The organism is Pseudooceanicola sp., assembly GCF_041987405.1.
GTDB lineage: Bacteria > Pseudomonadota > Alphaproteobacteria > Rhodobacterales > Rhodobacteraceae > Pseudooceanicola.
The window spans coordinates 571783-589795 of sequence record NZ_JBHIWR010000002.1 but is presented as its reverse complement, the minus strand read 5'-3'; the positions used below and the strand labels follow the sequence as shown (position 1 = coordinate 589795).

General features: G+C 67.1%; 17 protein-coding genes. 6 read left to right on the top strand and 11 right to left on the bottom strand.

The features are described from left to right. Positions 1-22 precede the first annotated feature (22 nt). Positions 23-199 (bottom strand): zinc-finger domain-containing protein, encoded by a 177-nt coding sequence (locus tag ACFC2Y_RS07660; protein WP_375173848.1) that lies wholly within the window; start codon positions 197-199, stop codon positions 23-25. 161 nt (positions 200-360) lie between these two features. Between ACFC2Y_RS07660 and ACFC2Y_RS07655 the strand changes: the two genes are divergently transcribed. Beyond that, on the top strand, positions 361-1446 hold the full coding sequence (locus tag ACFC2Y_RS07655) for a CaiB/BaiF CoA transferase family protein (RefSeq protein ID WP_375173849.1): 1086 nt from the start codon (positions 361-363) through the stop codon (positions 1444-1446). A 63-nt stretch (positions 1447-1509) separates the two neighbouring features. Next, a complete protein-coding gene (locus tag ACFC2Y_RS07650) occupies positions 1510-2682 on the top strand; it encodes an MFS transporter (protein ID WP_375173850.1) in 1173 nt (390 codons plus the stop codon). A 121-nt stretch (positions 2683-2803) separates the two neighbouring features. On the opposite strand, the gene ACFC2Y_RS07645 is transcribed toward ACFC2Y_RS07650, so the two are convergent. Next, positions 2804-4282, bottom strand: a complete 1479-nt coding sequence (locus tag ACFC2Y_RS07645; RefSeq protein WP_375173851.1) for an NAD-dependent succinate-semialdehyde dehydrogenase — start codon at positions 4280-4282, stop codon at positions 2804-2806. Between the two features lie 64 nt (positions 4283-4346). Beyond that, the gene (locus ACFC2Y_RS07640) at positions 4347-5336 is read right to left on the bottom strand and encodes a P1 family peptidase (RefSeq protein ID WP_375174412.1); all 990 of its coding nucleotides are present in this window, start codon (positions 5334-5336) and stop codon (positions 4347-4349) included. Between the two features lie 226 nt (positions 5337-5562). On the opposite strand from ACFC2Y_RS07640, the gene ACFC2Y_RS07635 reads away from it, so the two are divergent. The 4 genes from ACFC2Y_RS07635 (at position 5563) to ACFC2Y_RS07620 (ending at position 11502) form a co-directional block, all read left to right on the top strand. Continuing rightward, the gene (locus tag ACFC2Y_RS07635; protein ID WP_375186422.1) at positions 5563-7326 is read left to right on the top strand and encodes a SulP family inorganic anion transporter; all 1764 of its coding nucleotides are present in this window, start codon (positions 5563-5565) and stop codon (positions 7324-7326) included. Positions 7327-7468: 142 nt separating this feature from the next. After that, positions 7469-8038: a 2-dehydro-3-deoxygalactonokinase gene (locus ACFC2Y_RS07630; protein ID WP_375186421.1), complete on the top strand. Its 570-nt coding sequence runs from the start codon at positions 7469-7471 to the stop codon at positions 8036-8038. A 90-nt stretch (positions 8039-8128) separates the two neighbouring features. Continuing rightward, entirely contained in the window at positions 8129-9118 is a 990-nt protein-coding gene (gene deoC / locus ACFC2Y_RS07625; protein ID WP_375173854.1) for a deoxyribose-phosphate aldolase, read from the top strand. A gap of 41 nt (positions 9119-9159) precedes the next feature. Further along, the gene (locus ACFC2Y_RS07620; RefSeq protein WP_375173855.1) at positions 9160-11502 is read left to right on the top strand and encodes an aldehyde dehydrogenase family protein; all 2343 of its coding nucleotides are present in this window, start codon (positions 9160-9162) and stop codon (positions 11500-11502) included. A gap of 307 nt (positions 11503-11809) precedes the next feature. Here ACFC2Y_RS07620 and ACFC2Y_RS07615 read toward each other — a convergent pair whose 3' ends face one another. The 8 genes from ACFC2Y_RS07615 to ACFC2Y_RS07580 all read right to left on the bottom strand — a co-directional run bounded on the left by ACFC2Y_RS07615 (position 11810) and on the right by ACFC2Y_RS07580 (position 17971). Beyond that, the gene (locus tag ACFC2Y_RS07615; protein WP_375173856.1) at positions 11810-12130 is read right to left on the bottom strand and encodes a YciI family protein; all 321 of its coding nucleotides are present in this window, start codon (positions 12128-12130) and stop codon (positions 11810-11812) included. Between the two features lie 42 nt (positions 12131-12172). Then, positions 12173-12652: an SRPBCC domain-containing protein gene (locus tag ACFC2Y_RS07610; protein ID WP_375173857.1), complete on the bottom strand. Its 480-nt coding sequence runs from the start codon at positions 12650-12652 to the stop codon at positions 12173-12175. Continuing rightward, entirely contained in the window at positions 12649-12981 is a 333-nt protein-coding gene (locus tag ACFC2Y_RS07605; RefSeq protein WP_375173858.1) for an ArsR/SmtB family transcription factor, read from the bottom strand. Before ACFC2Y_RS07605 ends, ACFC2Y_RS07610 begins: the two co-directional genes overlap by 4 nt. Positions 12982-13040: 59 nt before the next feature. Then, a complete protein-coding gene (gene serB, locus ACFC2Y_RS07600; protein WP_375173859.1) occupies positions 13041-13907 on the bottom strand; it encodes a phosphoserine phosphatase SerB in 867 nt (288 codons plus the stop codon). A 293-nt stretch (positions 13908-14200) separates the two neighbouring features. After that, a complete protein-coding gene (locus tag ACFC2Y_RS07595; RefSeq protein WP_375173860.1) occupies positions 14201-14992 on the bottom strand; it encodes a heme ABC transporter ATP-binding protein in 792 nt (263 codons plus the stop codon). A 1-nt stretch (position 14993) separates the two neighbouring features. Continuing rightward, complete coding sequence (locus ACFC2Y_RS07590; protein WP_375173861.1) at positions 14994-16070, bottom strand: FecCD family ABC transporter permease; 1077 nt, start codon at positions 16068-16070, stop codon at positions 14994-14996. Then, positions 16071-16925 (bottom strand): hemin ABC transporter substrate-binding protein, encoded by an 855-nt coding sequence (locus ACFC2Y_RS07585; RefSeq protein ID WP_375173862.1) that lies wholly within the window; start codon positions 16923-16925, stop codon positions 16071-16073. It lies immediately after the preceding gene. Continuing rightward, a complete protein-coding gene (locus ACFC2Y_RS07580) occupies positions 16922-17971 on the bottom strand; it encodes a hemin-degrading factor (protein ID WP_375173863.1) in 1050 nt (349 codons plus the stop codon). The genes ACFC2Y_RS07585 and ACFC2Y_RS07580 overlap by 4 nt, the downstream gene beginning before the upstream one ends. Between the last annotated feature and the right edge of the window lie 42 nt (positions 17972-18013).

The window sequence follows — 18013 nt, the reverse complement described above, 5'->3', positions numbered from 1 at the left end:
CAGAAACAAGAGAGGGACGCGATCAGGCCGCCTCGGACCCTTTCAACACGTATTTCGCGTCGCAATAGGGGCATTCCACGAAATCGGTCTCCACCGGGATATGCAGCCAGACCCGGGGATGACCCAATGCGCCCTCACCGCCGTCGCAGGCGATCTTGCGGCTTTCCACGATCTTGGTTTCCGGGGCCTCGATGGTCATTGGCGATCCTCGTCAGGGGGCTTGCTGCACTGCAATATGGTCGAAAGGGCGCCTTGGGGCAAGACCTTGCGGCCCGCGGGGATGCGACGAAACGGCCGCCATCACGTCACCTTGCCCTCGCCGCCGGTTTCGTCTCTGATCCCGCGAAAAAGGAGACCCCAATGCTGCAATCCATCCGTATCGTCGAGATCGAGGGCATCGGCCCCGGCCCCTTCGCCGCCATGACGCTGGCCGATCTTGGCGCCGAGGTGATCACCATCCACCGTGCCGAGGCGCCCGAGGCTCGCGCCGCCCAGTCCGCCAATCCGCTGGACCGGGGCAAGCGGTCGATCACGCTGGACCTCAAGGATGCCGAAGACCTGAAGGTCGCCAAGGCCCTGATCGCCAGTGCGGACGGGCTGATCGAGGGGATGCGCCCCGGGGTGATGGAGCGCCTTGGGCTCGGGCCAGCGGAGATGCGTGCGCTGAACCCGCGGCTGGTCTATGGCCGGATGACAGGCTGGGGTCAGGACGGGCCGCGGGCGAAACAGGCGGGGCATGACCTGAACTACATCGGGCTGTCGGGCGCGCTCTGGTATGCCTCCCTGCCCGGTCAGCCGCCGGTGACGCCGCCGACGCTGGTCGGCGATATCGGGGGCGGCGCGCTCTACCTCGTCATCGGGATGCTGGCGGGGCTGATGCGGGCGAAGGAGACCGGCGAGGGCACGGTGGTCGATGCGGCCATCGTGGATGGCTCGGCCCACATGATGAACCTGCTGATGTCGATGGCATCGGTCGGGGGCACGGTCACGGAACGCGGGCAGAGCCGGTTGGACGGGCCGCATTGGTCGCGCAGCTATCGCTGTGCCGATGGCGGCTATGTCTCCGTCCAGGCGCTCGAGGCGAAGTTCTATGCCATCTTCCTCGACCGGCTCGGCCTCTCCGATGATCCGGAGTTCTTGCGTCAGAACGACAAGGCGCTTTTCCCACGATTGACGGAGCGGCTAGAAGAGATCTTTGCCAGCAAGCCGCGCGATCACTGGGTGGCGCTGTTCGAGGGGCTGGATGCCTGTGTCGCCCCGGTGCTGCCCCCGGCCCAGTCGGCCAGCGATCCGCATATCACGGCGCGGGGCATCTGGCATGGCGCGGGCGAGGTGCTGCAAGCCGCCGCCGCCCCCCGGTTCGACGGTCAGACCCCGCCGGAGCCTCCCGCTGCCTGCGAACGCGGGGCGCACAACGACGAGATCAGGCGCGAGCTGGGCCTCTGAGCGCAGCACCGGCGCTGCGCATTCCGGACTTGCCAGCGCCGCGCCGCTCGGTCACTGAACCTCATGGATCGTGACACCTCTCCCTTCGGCCTGCTGGCCTTGCTGCTGCTTGCAGGCATGACGGCGGCCGGGCAATTCGCCAAAGTCTCGGTCATCTTTCCGGAACTGGGGCTGGCCTATCCGCAGGCCGGGGCGTCGCTTGGGTTCCTGGTGTCGATCATCAGCCTGACCGGCGTTGTGACCGGATTGGTGGCGGGCATGCTGGTGTCGCGCCTAGGCATGCGGCGGGTGCTGGTCGGTGGGCTGGTGCTGGGCGCGGCCATGTCCGCGCTGCAATCGCTGATGCCGCCGATGCCGGTGATGCTGTTGACCCGCGCGGTGGAGGGGATCAGCCATATCGCGCTGGTCGTGGCCATCCCGACCCTGATCGCCCAGCTGTCGGCCGTGCGGCACCGGCCCTATACGATGACCCTCTGGGGCAGTTACTTCGGCGTGACTTTCGCCCTGGTTGCCTGGCTCGGCACGCCTTTAGCCCGCAGTCAGGGGCCGGGGGTGCTGTTCCTGATCCATGCGGGGGTGATGCTGTTGCTTGCGGCGGCATTGGCCCTGCGCCTGCCGCGCGGCGTCGTGGCCCGCAGTACCGCGCCCCTTCCCGGGCTGCGGGACATCCTTGCCCGCCACCCCAAGATCTACGCCTCGCCCTACATCGCGGCCCCGGCGCTTGGCTGGTTCTTCTACACGCTGACCTTCGTCGCGCTTTTGACCGTCCTGCCGCCGTACCTGCCCGATGCGACCCGGGCGACCTTGTCGTTCTGGATGCCAATTGCGGGGATCATCGTTTCGCTGACCTTGGGCGCGCAACTGCTGCGCCATATGGCGGCGGTGCGCATTGTGTTGATCGGGCTCGGGCTGGCGATGCTCTGCGTTCTGGCGATGTGGATTCTGCCCGGAGCCTTCCTGCCGCCGATCCTGCTCTTCGGCTCTCTGGGGCTGGTGCAGGGGGCCAGCTTCACCGCGATCCCGCAACTCAACCCCGACCCGGCGGATCAGGCGCTGGCCAACGGGGCGCTGGCGCAGATGGGCAACCTTGGCAATCTGCTGGGCACGCCGATCTTGCTGATGATGGCCGCGCCACTGGGGTTCAACGGCGCGGTGCTCTTTTCCCTGCTGGCCTACCTCGGCTGCGCGGCGGTGCATCTGCACGCCGGGGCAAGGCGTCAGCGCATTCTAAAATAAGCGCGCCTCCCGGCTTCACCTTTCCTAAAATACTCCGGGGGAGTCCGAAGGACGGGGGCGGAGCCCCCCGGTGTGATCTCACTTATCGCCATCCGGCGACGGGGGCGGAGCCCCCACCACGTCAGACGCTCATGCAGACGTATTTCATTTCGAGGTAATCCTCGATCCCGTGGTGCGACCCTTCGCGGCCCAGACCCGATTGCTTGACCCCGCCAAAGGGGGCGACCTCGGTCGAGATGATGCCGGTGTTGACGCCGACGATCCCGTATTCCAGCGCCTCGGCCACCTTGTACACGCGGCTCAGGTCCTTGGCGTAGAAATAGGAGGCCAGGCCGAAGATCGTGTCATTCGCCATGGCGATCACATCATCCACATCCTCGAACTTGAAGAGCGGCGCCATCGGACCGAAGGTTTCGTCCTGGGCGACCTGCATGTCTTGGGTGACACCGGTCACGATGGTCGGCGGCAGGAAATAGCCCGTGCCCTGTATCGGCTCTCCATCGCCCAGGATCACCTCGGCACCCTTGGACCTGGCATCGGCCAGATGCTCCTGCACCTTGGTGATCGCGTCGGAATTGATCAGCGGGCCGAGGTCCGTGCCGTCCTCCAGTCCGTCGCCGACCTTCATCTTCTCGACCCTGGCCTTCAGACGCTTGGCAAATTCGTCATAGACCCCGGCCTGCACGTAGATCCGGTTGGCGCAGACGCAGGTCTGACCGTTGTTGCGGAACTTGCACATGATCGCACCGTCGACGGCGGCGTCCAGATCGGCGTCGTCAAAAACGATGAAGGGCGCGTTGCCGCCCAGCTCCATGGAGCATTTCATCACCTGGTCGGCGGCCTGGCGCAGCAGGATGCGCCCGACCTCGGTCGAGCCGGTGAAGGTCAGCTTGCGCACCTTGGGGTTCTCGCAGAATTCCTTGCCCGCATCGGAGGCGCGCGAGGAAGTCAGGATCGAGAAGACACCCTTGGGAATGCCCGCGCGCTCGGCCAGGACGCCCATGACCAGGGCGGAGAGCGGCGTTTCCTTGGCCGGACGCCCGACAAAGGCACAGCCCGCGGCCAGCGCGGGGGCGGCCTTGCGGGTGATCATCGCATTGGGGAAATTCCACGGCGTGATCGAGGCGGCGACGCCGATCGGCTGCTTGATCACCATGATGCGTTTGTCGCGCTGGTGGCCGGGGATCATCTCGCCGTAGACCCGCTTGGCCTCTTCGCCGAAGAATTCGATGAAGGACGCGCCATAGGCGATCTCGCCCTTGGCCTCGGCCAGCGGCTTGCCCTGTTCGGCGGTCAGGATGGTGCCCAGATCGTCCTGGTTCTCCATCATCAGGTCGAACCATTTGCGCAGGACGGCGGCGCGTTCCTTGCCGGTCCACTTGGCCCAGTCCTTCTGCGCCTCATAGGCCTTGTCGATGGCGAGAGAGAACTGCGCGCGGCTGAGGTCGGCGACCTTGGCAATCACATCGCCACGGGCGGGATTGGTGACGTCGAAGGTGCCCTCGTCGCCCTCCACCCACTCGCCGGCCAGATAGGCGGCCTCGACCAGCAGTGTCGGGTCCTTGAGCAGAGATTTGAGATCTGTGGATTGGTCGAGCATATGTGCCTCCCTAGGTTTCGGCATCGTTGGATCATTTAGCGCGCGCCCTGTCCAGAGCCAGCCCTCAGCCGAAGCGGGCGGCCCAGGTCGGGAAAGGGTCACCGGGGGCGGCGGTCGCGGCAAAGACCCCACGCGCCACGGCCCGCGCCATGCAAATCGCCGCCGCGTGACCGATCAGCAGGGAGTCCGCCACAGGGTCGGTAAGCGGCTGCGCGCCGGTCGCCGCGGCAAAGATCAGATCGCCGTCCATCGGGGTATGGCTGGGCACCAGCGCGCGGGCGTAGCCGTCGTGGGCCGCCGTGGCCAGGCGGGTGCATTGCGCCTGGGTGAGGGACGCATCGGTGGCGACGATCCCGATGGTGGTGTTGCGATGTGCGCCCCGCTTGGTCACCGGCAGATGCGGGTCGGGATAGCTGCGCGCCGCGCCCAGCCCGCCGAACTCCGCCTCGACCTCCCAGGGGGCGGCCCAGAATTCCGGCCCGTCGCCGACAATGGCCGAGCCAAGGGCGTTCACGGCGACCAGCGCCCCCACGGTGATCCCGCCGGGCAGTACGACGGAGGCGGAGCCGAGCCCGCCTTTGAGCTGCGCCGTCACCGCGCCCGTGCCGGCACCTACGGTGCCTAGGGCAAAGTCCTCCGTGGCGGCGTCCAACGCGGCGCGGCCCAGGGCCTTGTAGGGGTTTTCGGTCCAGGCCTTGTCGCCGCCGTTGATCAGATCGAACAGGATGGCGCCCGGCACGATCGGAACGGTCATCCCGCCGACCTCGAACCCGCGCCCCATGCTGCGCAGCCCGTCCGCCACGCCCGACGCCGCGTCGAGCCCAAAGGCCGACCCGCCGGACAGGACCAGCGCATCCACCTGCTCCACCGTCTTGTCGGGGGCCAGAAGGTCGGTTTCCCGGGTGCCTGGCGCGCCGCCCATGACATGCACGCCCGCGGTGAAGGGCGCATCGGCTAGCAGCACGCTGACCCCGGTCTTGATCCCGGCATCCATGGCATTGCCGACACGCAGCCCCGCCACATCGGTTATCAGGTTGCGTTGCCCTGGTTTCATCATCGTCCCTGTCCCTCGCGGGCCGACATGCGGGGCCCCGGCGCCGATCCGCCCCGGCCCTTGCCGACCGCGCTCACCTTTCCCCCTGCGGTCCCCGGGTGCAACCCCGGGACCTTGCAAAACCGGCTGATGAGAGCAGCAGTCCGGGGCCGTACCTGGGGGTTGAAATTCATATTCATATTCCTTTATATGAATGGAACCCGAGTCCCCCCGAAGGAACCTGCCCGTGTCTTCTCCTGCCCCTTCACGCCATGGCTTGCGGCGCTATTTCCCGATCCTCGACTGGTCCCGCAGCTACAACCGGGCGGTCCTGACCTCCGATCTTGTCGCCGCGCTGATCGTCACGATCATGCTGATCCCGCAATCCCTGGCCTATGCGCTGCTGGCCGGGCTGCCGCCGGAAATGGGGCTATATGCGTCGATCCTGCCGCTGGTGGCCTATGCGATCTTCGGCACGTCGCGGGCGCTGGCCGTGGGGCCGGTGGCGGTGGTGTCGCTGATGACGGCGGCGGCGGCGGGCAACCTCGCCGCGCAGGGCACGCCGGAGTATATCGCGGCGGCGATCACCCTGGCCTTCCTGTCGGGCCTGATGCTGATGGTGATGGGGGTGTTCCGTTTGGGTTTCCTCGCAAATTTCTTGTCGCACCCGGTGATCGCAGGGTTCATCACGGCCTCCGGCATCCTGATCGCGACCTCGCAGCTGAAGCACATCTTCGGCGTCTCGGCGGGCGGCCATAACCTGATTGATCTGGTCCACAGCCTTGTCCGGCACCTGCCTGAGACCAACCTGATCACCCTGGCCATAGGCGGGGCGACGATTGCCTTTCTCTTCTGGGTGCGTCGGGGGTTAAAGCCCCTGCTCTCTTCCTTAGGGCTCAAGCCGCGCCTGGCCGATCTGCTGGCCAAGGCCGGGCCTGTGGCTGCGGTCTTCGTGTCGATCCTTGCCGTCTGGGTCTTCGGGTTGGAGGCACGCGGCGTCGCCGTCGTCGGCGATGTGCCCATGGGGCTGCCGCCGCTGACGCTGCCCAGCTTCTCCATGGATCTCTGGGGGCAGATCTTCGTCTCCGCCCTGCTGATCTCGATCATCGGGTTCGTTGAATCGGTCTCGGTCGCGCAGACGCTGGCGGCCAAGAAACGCCAGCGCATCCAGCCGGATCAGGAGCTGATCGGCCTGGGCGCGTCCAATATCGCCGCTGCCATGTCGGGGGGGTATCCGGTAACGGGGGGCTTCGCCCGCTCGGTCGTGAATTTCGATGCAGGCGCGGAAACGCCGGCCGCCGGGGCGTTCACCGCCCTGGGCATTGCGCTGGCGGCGCTGGTGCTGACCCCGCTGCTCTACCTGCTGCCCAAGGCGGTGCTGGCGGCCACGATCATCGTTGCGGTGCTGAGCCTGGTGGATTTCTCGATCCTCAAGCGGACCTGGGGCTACAACCGGGTGGATTTCGCCGCTGTGGCCGTCACCATCCTGCTGACCCTGGCCATCGGGGTGGAAGTCGGCGTGTCGGCCGGTGTTCTGCTGTCGATCGGGCTGTTCCTCTACCGGACGTCCAAGCCGCATGTGGCGGAGGTCGGGCTGGTCCCGGGCACCCAGCATTTCCGCAATATCACCCGGCATGAGGTGGAGACCTCTCCGGAACTGCTGACGATCCGCATCGACGAGAGCCTCTATTTCGCCAATGCGCATTTCCTGCAGGACCTGATCTACGACCGCCTCGCCTGCGACCAGCCGATCCGGCATGTCGTCCTGATGTGCTCGGCAGTGAACGAGATCGACACATCGGCGCTGGAGAGCCTGGAGGCGATCAACACGCGGTTGGGCGAGATGGGGATCAAGCTGCATATGTCCGAGGTCAAAGGCCCCGTGATGGACCGGCTCAAGCGGTCGCATTTCCTGCAGGAGATGAGCGGCGAGGTCTTCCTGTCGCAATACGATGCCCATGTGGCGCTGACCGGATCGCCGGTGCGGGATCTGCGGGGGGCGGCGGAGTAGGGGGGCACAGACAGCGGTTCTGACCCGCGCCTCCGTTGACCCTGCTCGCCCCGCCGCCTATCTCGCGGGGATGGACTGGTGCGGACAGATCATTGGCGATGACAGAAGCTGGGGAAGCCCGGGGGCGGACCGGCGTCTGATCGTGGGGGATGCGAATACAGCGGCCGCTCCGGCAACCGGCCCGCTGATCCCCGACCCCCTGCCCGACGCCGCCGCCTATCACCTGCCCGCCCTTGGAAGCATTCCGGCGGTGGACAGGTTGGCACTGATCGGGTTCCAGGCGCTCAACCCCCATTGGGACGGCGTGGCTGTGGTGGTCGGAGACGCGGCAACGAACTGGGCCACCCTCTCGGCGCGGGAGGTCATCCACCAGCAGGCCAGCGCCACCCCCCGGATTGCCCAGGCCATGGGTCTGGCAAACGCCCGGGCGGCGGGGCTGGAGGCCGCCCTGGACCGGCCGGAACGCCTGCCCCTGCTGCTGGCCGATGCGGGGTCAGAGGGGGCCCAGCTCGGCGCGCTTCTGGGCGCGGAGATCGGGGCGACACGAACCCTCTGGCTGGGTCAGCAGGCGGTGCTGATCGGCGAGGGTCCGCTGGCGCGGGGCTATGGAGCGGCGCTTCAGGCGGCGCATGTTCCGGTCACACTGACCGAGAGACGCGGGCTGCTGCAGAAGGGGTTCGAGGCGCTGGCGGCGGCTTTCCCTGAAGGCTGAGTGCCCCGGCCTTCCCCTGCGACGCGCTTGCCAAACGACGGGACCCCATGCGACGGTGCGCCGGTCCCGGTACCCGGTCTGGAGGAGCGTATGGAAACCAACGTGCACAGCGCCACGGCGCAGCTTCCGCAGATGGTGGATGCCCGCAACCCGGGGATGGAGCTGGACCTCGACTGGGTGATGAGCGCGCAGGCCAATCGTTCGGCGATCGAACGCCGCTGCGCCACCCTGCCCGGTCGGCGCTCGGTCAAGAAGGACCATCAGGCGGCCTGGCTGCTCAGGGCGATCACCTGCATCGACCTGACGACGCTGGCGGGCGATGATACCGAAGGGCGTGTCCGGCGGCTCTGCGCCAAGGCGCGGCAGCCGGTGCGGGCCGATATCCTCGCGGCGCTCGGGGTCACGGGCGTCACCACCGGCGCGATCTGCGTCTACCACGAAATGGTTCCGACTGCGGTCAAGGCGCTGGAGGGCTCGGGCATCCCTGTCGCCGCCGTCTCCACCGGTTTCCCGGCGGGCTTGTCGCCCTACCACCTGCGCGTCGCGGAGATTGGTGAGTCGGTCGCGGCGGGGGCCGAAGAAATCGACATCGTGATCTCCCGCCGCCACGTTCTGACCGGCAACTGGCAGGCGCTCTATGACGAGATGCGGGAATTCCGCGCGGCCTGTGGCGAGGCGCATGTGAAGGCGATCCTGGCGACCGGAGAGTTGGGCACGCTGCGAAATGTTGCCCGCGCTTCGCTGGTCTGCATGATGGCCGGGGCGGATTTCATCAAGACCTCGACCGGCAAGGAAACTGTCAACGCCACGCTGCCGGTGTCTCTGGTGATGATCCGCGCCATACGGGAGTATTTCGAGCGCACCGGCTACCGCATCGGCTACAAGCCCGCAGGCGGGATTTCCAAGGCGAAGGACTCGCTGGTCTATCTCTCGCTGATGAAGGAGGAGCTGGGGGATCGCTGGTTGCAGCCCGACCTCTTCCGCTTCGGCGCCTCCTCGCTTCTGGGCGATATCGAACGGCAGCTGGAGCACCATGTGACCGGTGCCTATTCCGCAGGGTGGCGTCATGCGGCGGGGTGAGGGCCGTTTGAGTATTTATGGAAAGATGAAGGGTTAAGGGCATGACCGTCAAAGAGATCTTTGAGACCATGGACTATGGCCCGGCCCCGGAAAGCGCCGGCGATGCGCTGGCCTGGCTGGTCGATCAGGGCGACCGGTTCGGGCATTTCATCGGCGGCGACTGGACGGAGGTTGGCGAGACCTTCGAGAGCCGGAACCCGGCGACGGGCGAGGTGCTGGCGCATCTGACGCAGGGGACGCAGGCGGAAGTGGATGCGGCCGTGGCTGCGGCGCGGAAGGCGCAGCCGAAATGGGCGAAGCTGGGCGGCGCGGGCCGGGCGCGGGTGCTTTATGCGCTGGCGCGGCTGGTGCAGAAACATGCCCGCCTGCTCGCCGTGCTGGAGACGATGGACAATGGCAAGCCGATCCGGGAGGCGCGCGACATCGACGTGCCTCTCGTGGCGCGGCATTTTTATTACCACGCCGGGCTGGCGCAGCTTATGGAAAGCGAGGCGCCGGGGATGGAGCCTTTGGGTGTCTGCGGGCAGGTGATCCCCTGGAACTTTCCCCTGCTGATGCTGGCATGGAAGATCGCGCCGGCGATCGCGGCGGGCAACACGGTGGTGCTGAAACCGGCGGAATATACCTCGCTGACCGCATTGTGTTTTGCGGACATCTGTCGTCAGGCCGGGGTGCCTGCGGGCGTCGTGAACATCGTCACCGGCGATGGCGCCGTGGGCGAGATGATCGTGACGCATGAGGGTGTGGACAAGGTGGCCTTCACCGGCTCCACCGACGTGGGGCGGATCATTCGCCGCGCCACCGCCGGCCAAGGCAAGTCCCTGACGCTGGAGCTGGGCGGCAAGGGTCCCTACGTGGTCTTTGACGATGCGGATCTGGACAGCGCCATCGAGGGGCTGGTGGATGCGATCTGGTTCAATCAGGGGCAGGTCTGCTGCGCCGGGTCCCGCCTGCTGGTGCAGGAGGGCGTGGCGGAGCGGTTTCACGAGAAGCTGAAGGCGCGGATGGACAAGCTGCGCATGGGCAACCCGTTGGACAAGTCCATCGACGTGGGCGCGGTGGTCGATCCGGTGCAGCTGGAGACGATCAAGGGGCTGGTGGACAGCTCCGGCGGCGAGGTCTACCGCGCCGCCTGCGAGGTGCCGGAGGGGTGCTTCTATCCGCCGACTTTGATCACCGGGCTCTCGCCCTCGGACCGGCTGATGCAGGAGGAGATCTTTGGCCCGGTGCTGGTCTCGACCACCTTCCGCACGCCGGAAGAGGCGGTGCAGCTGGCCAACAACACGCGGTTCGGTCTGGCGGCGTCCGTGTGGACCGAGAACCTGAACCTCGCGCTCGGCATGGCGCCGAAGCTGGTGGCGGGGGTCGTCTGGGTCAACGGGACCAACATGTTCGACGCGGCGGCCGGGTTCGGCGGTGTGCGGGAGTCGGGCTTTGGGCGTGAAGGCGGATGGGAGGGGCTTTCGGCCTACCTGAAACCCGCGGGCAAGGCGAAGCCGCTGGCGCCGGTCAAGGCCATGGCGGGCAAGGGTGATCCGGCGGGCGATGCACTGGACCGGACCGCCAAGAACTACGTGGGTGGCAAGCAGGCGCGGCCTGACGGCGGCTATTCGCGCGGCGTCTTCACCCCGCAGGGCAAGCTGATCGGCCATGTCGGCATCGGCAACCGCAAGGACATCCGCAACGCGGTGGAGGCCGCGCAGGGGGCCAAGGGGTGGTCGGGGACGACCGGGCACCTGCGGGCGCAGATCCTGTATTACATCGCCGAGAACCTTGAGGCGCGGGCGGACGAATTTGCCAACCGGATCAACACGATGTCCGGCGCGCGTAACGGCAAGGCGGAGGTGGCGGCGGCTGTTTCGCGGCTCTTCACCTATGGGGCCTGGGCGGACAAATATGCGGGCGATCTGCGGTCGGTTCCGATCCGGGGCATGGCCCTGGCGGTGCGTGAACCGGTCGGGGTGATCGGCGCGCTGTGTCCGGACGACGTGCCGCTATTGGGCCTTGTGTCGGTCATGGCCCCGGCCATCGCCATGGGGAACCGGGTGGTGCTCGTGCCGTCGGAGCCCTTCCCTCTGGCGGCGACGGATTTCTACCAGGTGCTGGAGACCTCCGACGTGCCCGGCGGCGTGGTGAACATCGTGACCGGCGCGCATAAGGAGCTGGCCGGCACGCTGGCCGCGCATCTGGATGTAGATGCGGTGTGGAGCTTCTCCTCCTCCGACCTCTCTGCCGAGATCGAGGAGAAGAGCGCGGGCAACCTCAAGCGGACCTGGGTCAACAATGGGCTCGCGCGCGACTGGATGGGGGCGGCGGGCGAAGGCCGGGTGTTCCTTGACCAATCGACCGAGGTGAAGACGGTCTGGGTGCCTTACGGGGAATAGGCGTCTTCCGAACGGAAATACTTCGGGCGAATGGGGGGCAGCGCCCCCAGCCGTTCTGACTAATTCGGAAGGTTCCTATGCAAGCTCTTGTGCAGTCGTACGTCTATTGGGTTCAGTCTTCGAAGATTTAGTCGCAACACTGATCGAACGCACCGCCCGGCGGCAACGCCGGGCAGCGCCGACCCGCCCCCCAGGGCGGCGCTTTCGCGCCACCCTCGGGTCGGTCGCTGCCCTCGGCAAGGACTTGATCCCGTCGAGAACCCCACGAAACAGAACGGCTGGGGGGCAGCGCCCCCCTGCCCCGGTCTCACATGCTGATCGGCACGATCTCCGCCACTTCGACGCCGCCGCCGTCCTTGACCATCGGGTTGCCCTTGGCCATTTCGCAGGCCTCCTCGATCGAGGCGGCTTCGACGATGGAGAACCCAAAGCTCGGGTTCGGGACCTGATCGGTCACGCCCTTCCCGGTCACCAGTTTCGAGGTTCCGACCGGCTCGCCCGGGTTCACCAGCTTGTCGCCGATCCCGCCCATCCAGTCGCCCCATGCCTTCATCGCGGCCTCCTGGTCTTCGGGCGTCGAGGGAACCTGCGATGCGTCACCGCGGTAGATGTAAAGATACTGGGGCATGGGATGTCCTTTCCTTGGAAGTGATCGGGCCGCCGCTGCAGGTCACTCCTGCAGCGAGGCGTCGGGATTGAGGAAGAAATCGAGCTTGCGCAGGGTCGAGAGCCAGCCTCTGGTGTGGTTCTGGGCGGATTCCACATCCTGCAATTCGCGATGCGAGAGGGTCAGGCGGGCGCCGGATGCGGTTTCCTCGACCGTGAACATGACATGGCTTTCCGGGCCGCGCCGATCCTCGTCATCGTGCCAGGCCCAGGTGAAACCGACGGAGCCCTTGCCGCCGTCCGGCGCCTGCACATGGGTGATCTGGCCGGAAACCTTGAACCGGTTGCCACTCTCCTTGCCGCGCATGGTGCAGGTCCAGGGGCCCGTGGTGGTGAAATCCATCTCGCAGGCGTCCAGATAGGTGCCCTCGGGCCCGAACCATTGGATCAGCTGCACGGGTTGCGTCACCGCCCGCCAGAGACGGGTCAGCGCGACCGGGTACTCGCGGATGAATTCGATATCGGCGGTTTCGGTGTCTTTCATGTCCCGTCTCCTTCGGGGTCGATGGCCAGCAAGGTGTCGAGCCGGTCGAGGCTGCCCGCCCAGAAGGCGCGGTGGTCCATGGTCCAGCTGTTGATGCCCTGCAGGGCCTCGGGATTGGCGGAATAGTAGCGATGCGTGCCCTCCGCCCTTTGCAGGATCACCCCGGCCTCGCGCAGCACCTTGAGGTGGCGCGAGATCGCGGGGGCGGAGATCGTGGCCTCATCGGCCAGGGTCCCGGCGGGAAGTTCGCCCCGGCGCAGGAGTTTTTCCACCAGGCTCAGGCGTGTCGGGTCCGCAAGGGCGGCAAAGGTTCGGCTCAGGTCAGTCATGGGGGTAGTCTGGCCCGATTCTTTATTTCGCGCAACAGTTAATTAACTGTGGTGCGAATTTATGTCGTGACGAAGTCGGTGCGGCTGTAGCCCTGCAGGTAAAGCAGGCTTGTCAGGTCACCGTGGTTCACCCGGATCTCGCATTGCGCGGCAACCGCGGGTTTGGCGTGCAGGGCAACGCCCGTGCCCGCCCGCCCCAGCATGCCCAGATCGTTGGCCCCGTCGCCCACGGCGATGACATCGGCCTCGGTGATCCCGAGGCGGGCGGTGATCTCCTCCAGCGCCTGGACCTTGGCCTCGCGCCCCAGGATCGGGCGGCCAACCTCTCCGGTCAGGGTGCCGTTCCCGGCCATCAGCGTGTTGGCGCGGTTCTCGTCAAAGCTGAGGGTGGCGGCGATTTTCGCGGTGAAGGCGGTGAAGCCGCCGGAGACGAGGGCGCAATAGGCGCCGTTCGCCTTCATCGTCGCGATCAGCTCCGGCCCGCCGGGCATCAGGGTGATGCGGGTGTCGATGACCCGCTGGATGACGCTTTCCGGCAGGCCCTTGAGCAGGCCGACACGTTCCGTCAGCGCGCCGTCGAAATCCAGCTCGCCATTCATCGCGCGGGCGGTGATCTCCTTCACCCGCTCGCCCACGCCTGCCTCTTCGGCCAGTTCGTCGATGCATTCCTGCTGGATCATGGTGCTGTCCATATCGGCCAGCAGCATCTTCTTGCGGCGATTGTCAGCGGGCTGGATGTTGAGGTCGATCTGCAGGGACTGGAGGTCGCGCCAGGTGTTCCGGAAGGTCGAGGGCACCTCGGCCAGCTCGAATTCCGCCGCCTCGTCAGGGGAGAGCCATTGCAACACACCGCCGCCCCAGGCGTTGCGCAGCGCCTCCGCAGCGGCGGGGTCAAGGTGGCGGGCGGTGAGCGTGGCGATGAACATGGGCGATCCCGGTCTGTGGTCGGAGGCCATAAAGCACGGGACGGGGCCGAGGGCCAGAGGGCCGACCGGTCTGATGCCTGACGTCTTCCTCGGAACTCAGGCTCGTCATGAGGGCGGCGCCGACCCGCGGGGTGGCGCACAAGCGCCGCCCCAGGGGGGCGGGTCGGTGCTGCCCGGCGTGCCGCCGGGCGGGACAGATGATCAGTGTTCCGAGACAATCTTGGAAGGCTGCCTAGGAAAAAACATGCGCAGATACATAGACCAGAAGAGAATTTGGTTGGGCGAACCGCCCTTCACACCATGGATTGCGGCAGGACCCAGGGGCTTCCGTCGGGCGGGGGCGTGTTCACCCGGACCGGGCAGTTGTAGCAGGCGCTGAGGTCCTGATCGTTCAGCACATCGGCGGGCCGCCCGCTACGCCGCAGGCGACCATCGTAGAGCAGATTGACCTGATCGGCGAACATGGCCGTGAGGTTCAGATCATGCATCACCGCAATCACCCCTCCCCCGGCGCGCGCATAGTCTTGCGCCAGATGCATGATCGTCAGCTGGTGCCGGATATCCAGCGCCGAAACCGGCTCATCCAACATCAGCCAGCGCGGCTGACCATCGAGCACGGGCTGCCAGATCTGCACAAGAACCCGGGCCATCTGGGCGCGCTGCCGTTCGCCACCGGAGAGCTCCTGCACCATGCGGGTCTCGTAGCCCTCCAGCCCGACGCGGGCGATGGCGGCCAGGGTGATGCGGTCGGCCTCGCCCGGATCATCGGAGGAGAGGCCGGCGGTCAGGCCGAGGCGGACAAGCTCCAACACGTTGAAAGGGAAGGCGATGCTGCCGGATTGCGGCAGCACCGCCCGGTGCAGGGCCCGCTGGCGCGCCGTCATCGCATCGGCATCCGCGCCGTTGATGCGGACTTGCCCCTGATGCGGGGTCTCGCCGGACATGGCGCGCAGCAGGGTTGTCTTGCCCGATCCGTTCGGCCCGACAATGGCCGTCACCTCGCCCGCGCGGGCGGTGAAATCGACCTGGTCCAGAACCCGGCGCGGGCCATAGGACACGGTGATCCCGGTTGCCTCATACTGCATGTCAGATGTCCAGAATTCGGCGGTTCTTCAGCAGGATCCACAGAAAGAACGGCCCGCCCATGGTGGCGGTGATGATCCCGATCGGCAGTTCGGCCGGGGCGACGACGGTGCGGCTGATCATGTCGGCGGCCAGCAGGGTGATCGCGCCCAGGATGGCGCAGTTCGGCAGGAGGTTGCGGTGCTCCGGCCCTTGCAGCAGGCGCAGGATATGCGGAACGACGATCCCGATGAACCCGATGCCCCCGGTGATCGCGACCGAGGCCCCGACAGAGGCGGCGACCGACAGGATGGCGATGCGTTTCATCAGCTGCGTGTCGATGCCCAGGTGTGCGGCCACGGCCTCCCCCAGGGCGAGGGCGTCGAGGGCGCGGGCCAGGAAAGGGGCGGCGATGAGGCCGAGGGCGATGATCGGGCCGGCCGTCATCAGCTTGGTCCAGGTCGCCCCGGCGACGGAGCCCATGCCCCAGAAGGTCAGGTCCCGCAATTGATCGTCGGTGGCGCGGTAGACGATGAAGCCGGTCAGCGCCCCGGTCAGCGCGCCAAGCGCGATCCCGGCCAAAAGCATCGTGGCGACAGAGGTTCGCCCGCCGCGCGTGGCGATGACATAAAGGATGAGGGTCGAGGCCCAACCGCCCAGGAAGGCCGCAAAGGGGATCAGGTACGGACCCGCCCAACCCAGGATCGCGGCCGGCAGGAAGCCGCCCAGGACGATGGCCGCCACAGCGCCGAACCCGGCACCGGCGGAGACGCCGACAAGACCCGGGTCCGCCAGGGGGTTGCGGAAGAGGCCCTGCATGACCGCGCCCGACACGGCCAGCGCCGCGCCGACCAGCATGCCGGTCAACACGCGCGGCATGCGGATATCCCAGACGATGGTCATGTCGCGCAACGTGGCCTCGCCCAGCCCGACCCGCGCGCCGAGCGCGCCCAACACCCGGGTATCCCCCGCCGCGCCCCAGCCCAGGGCAAGCAGGGCCGTGACGCCCAGCACCGCCAGCAGGAAGACCCGCAAGGCGGCGGCGCGGCGGCGGCGGTCACCCGCCGGGGCCGCCGCGGCGGGGGTGGTCATCGCAACCATCTACTCCACCGCGTTAGCGAATTGCCCGTGCAGCTCCAGCGCGAATTGCGCCGTGCGGGGGCCGAAGCCCAATGCGGCGGGCGGCACGCGGATCAGCGCCTGATTGGCACCGGCCGGGGTCTGCTGGATCGCGGGCAACTCCATCACGCCGTCGCGCAGGTCGTCGAGTTCGGAGGTGCCGGTCCGCTCCATCATCACGATCAGATCCGGGGCGGCGGCGATGATCGCCTCGTCCGAGACGATCTTGTAGCCCTGAAAAGCCTCCGCCATGACATTGTGCCCCCCGGCGAGGGAAAGCAGGCCGTCGGCCCCGGTGCCTGCCCCGGCCACGTTCAGCCGCCCGCCCTGATTGGAAAGGACGAACATCACCCGGGCGACGGGGCCGGTTTCGGTCTTTTCTGCCAGCGCGGCGAAATCGGCTTCCGCCTGTTGGGCCAGCGCCTCGCCCTTGTCAGGCAGGCCCAGCGCCGCGCCGACCTCGCGCATCGCGGTGACGACGGCGGCGGGCGAGAAGCCGTCATGAACCTCCACCATTGGAATGGCGGCGGCGCGCAACTGGTCCATCGCCTCGGCCGGGCCAGCGGTGTCGCGGGTCACGATGAGGTCGGGGTTGACCGACAGGACGCCCTCTGCCGAGAGCTGGCGCATGTAGCCGACGTCGGGCAGATCGTTCACCGCCTCGGGGTAGGTCGAGGTGGTGTCGCGGGCGATCACCCGGTCCCCGGCGCCGAGCAGGTAGATCAGCTCTGTCACCGGCCCGCCGATGGCGACAATGCGGCTGGCGTCCGGATAGGGCTGAGCCAAGGCCCCCAGGGGCCAGGCGCAGAGGGTCAGGATCAGGGCAAGGCGGCTCATTCCGCGGCCTCCTTGACGCCGGGCAGATCGGCCAGGATCTGGTGCCAGGTGTCCATCGGATCGCCCTCCTCCTCACGCTGGCCAAAGCACTGGAAGATCAGCCCGCCGTCCACGTCGAAACACTCCAGCGATACGGCATCGCCGCGCTTTGTCGGCTTGGTCACGACATAGGCCTCGGCCACGCGGTCCGCCCGCAGGTGCAGGTTGAACATCGGGTCCAGCACGTTCAGCCAGGGCCCCATGGGTTTGATCGTGTCGACCGTGCCCCAGTGGATCTGGATGTGACCCCGGTTGCCGACGAACAGAACGACCTTCTGCTGCGCCGCGCTCAGCGCGTTCAGCCAGCCCTCGACACTTTGCGGATCGACCAGACGGACATAGGGCGCGCCCGCCAGGCGATAGGCGCCCAAGCGGTTCATCCCCAGCTTGGAACACAGCCGGTTGAACTGATGCGTGTCGGTCATCTTCTGCCATTCCTCGACCAGCGTATCGCGCTTGTCGGGGTTGGCCTTGGCGCCTTCGGGCAGGATGGCCGGGTCGGGGGTGATGGTGTCGGACTGATCCTCCAGCGTCAGCTCCGCCACCAGCGGGGCCCAGGCCTCGGCATCGGAGGTGTCGCGCAGGTAGATCTTCTGCAGCGCCTCGCCCGTCGTGTCGAAGAACTGCAAGGAGCGGCGGGTGCCGCGGTCGGTCTCGGCCTCGACCGCAAAGCCGTAGGCCCAGTGTTTCGGGAAGATGCGGGTGTCGATATCCTTGCCCAGCACCATCGCGGCATGGGGGCCGGAGCGGTATTCGCCGAAGGTGCCGACGCGTTCATGCACGATCGATTCGTTCCGGGTCAGCGACATGACCTCGCCCAGGCGGGGGATCAGCGGCATGACATCGTCGGGGTGATGCTGGATGCGGGTCGCGCGGAACGCACCTGTGGCCCCGGTATGGGCGGCGACCAGCTGTGCCTCGCTGATGTTCAGGCTGGCGGCGAGATCGCGGTCACGGGTCGTGGCGTCGGTTTTCGCCTGGCGGATTTCCTGTGGGCTCGGGGACATCTTATCCCTCCTTTGGCAGGTGGCTGAGTGTGGTGCCGCGGG

Coding starts and splice junctions, on each gene's coding strand:
- deoC (WP_375173854.1), top strand. CDS start 8,129: ATGGAAACCAACGTGCACAGCGCCACGGCGCAGCTTCCGCAGATGGTG.
- ACFC2Y_RS07605 (WP_375173858.1), bottom strand. CDS start 12,981: ATGACTGACCTGAGCCGAACCTTTGCCGCCCTTGCGGACCCGACACGC.
- ACFC2Y_RS07645 (WP_375173851.1), bottom strand. CDS start 4,282: ATGCTCGACCAATCCACAGATCTCAAATCTCTGCTCAAGGACCCGACA.
- ACFC2Y_RS07585 (WP_375173862.1), bottom strand. CDS start 16,925: ATGAGCCGCCTTGCCCTGATCCTGACCCTCTGCGCCTGGCCCCTGGGG.
- ACFC2Y_RS07615 (WP_375173856.1), bottom strand. CDS start 12,130: ATGCCCCAGTATCTTTACATCTACCGCGGTGACGCATCGCAGGTTCCC.
- ACFC2Y_RS07640 (WP_375174412.1), bottom strand. CDS start 5,336: ATGAAACCAGGGCAACGCAACCTGATAACCGATGTGGCGGGGCTGCGT.
- ACFC2Y_RS07650 (WP_375173850.1), top strand. CDS start 1,510: ATGGATCGTGACACCTCTCCCTTCGGCCTGCTGGCCTTGCTGCTGCTT.
- ACFC2Y_RS07610 (WP_375173857.1), bottom strand. CDS start 12,652: ATGAAAGACACCGAAACCGCCGATATCGAATTCATCCGCGAGTACCCG.
- ACFC2Y_RS07660 (WP_375173848.1), bottom strand. CDS start 199: ATGACCATCGAGGCCCCGGAAACCAAGATCGTGGAAAGCCGCAAGATC.
- serB (WP_375173859.1), bottom strand. CDS start 13,907: ATGTTCATCGCCACGCTCACCGCCCGCCACCTTGACCCCGCCGCTGCG.
- ACFC2Y_RS07590 (WP_375173861.1), bottom strand. CDS start 16,070: ATGGTTGCGATGACCACCCCCGCCGCGGCGGCCCCGGCGGGTGACCGC.
- ACFC2Y_RS07595 (WP_375173860.1), bottom strand. CDS start 14,992: ATGCAGTATGAGGCAACCGGGATCACCGTGTCCTATGGCCCGCGCCGG.
- ACFC2Y_RS07655 (WP_375173849.1), top strand. CDS start 361: ATGCTGCAATCCATCCGTATCGTCGAGATCGAGGGCATCGGCCCCGGC.
- ACFC2Y_RS07580 (WP_375173863.1), bottom strand. CDS start 17,971: ATGTCCCCGAGCCCACAGGAAATCCGCCAGGCGAAAACCGACGCCACG.
- ACFC2Y_RS07620 (WP_375173855.1), top strand. CDS start 9,160: ATGACCGTCAAAGAGATCTTTGAGACCATGGACTATGGCCCGGCCCCG.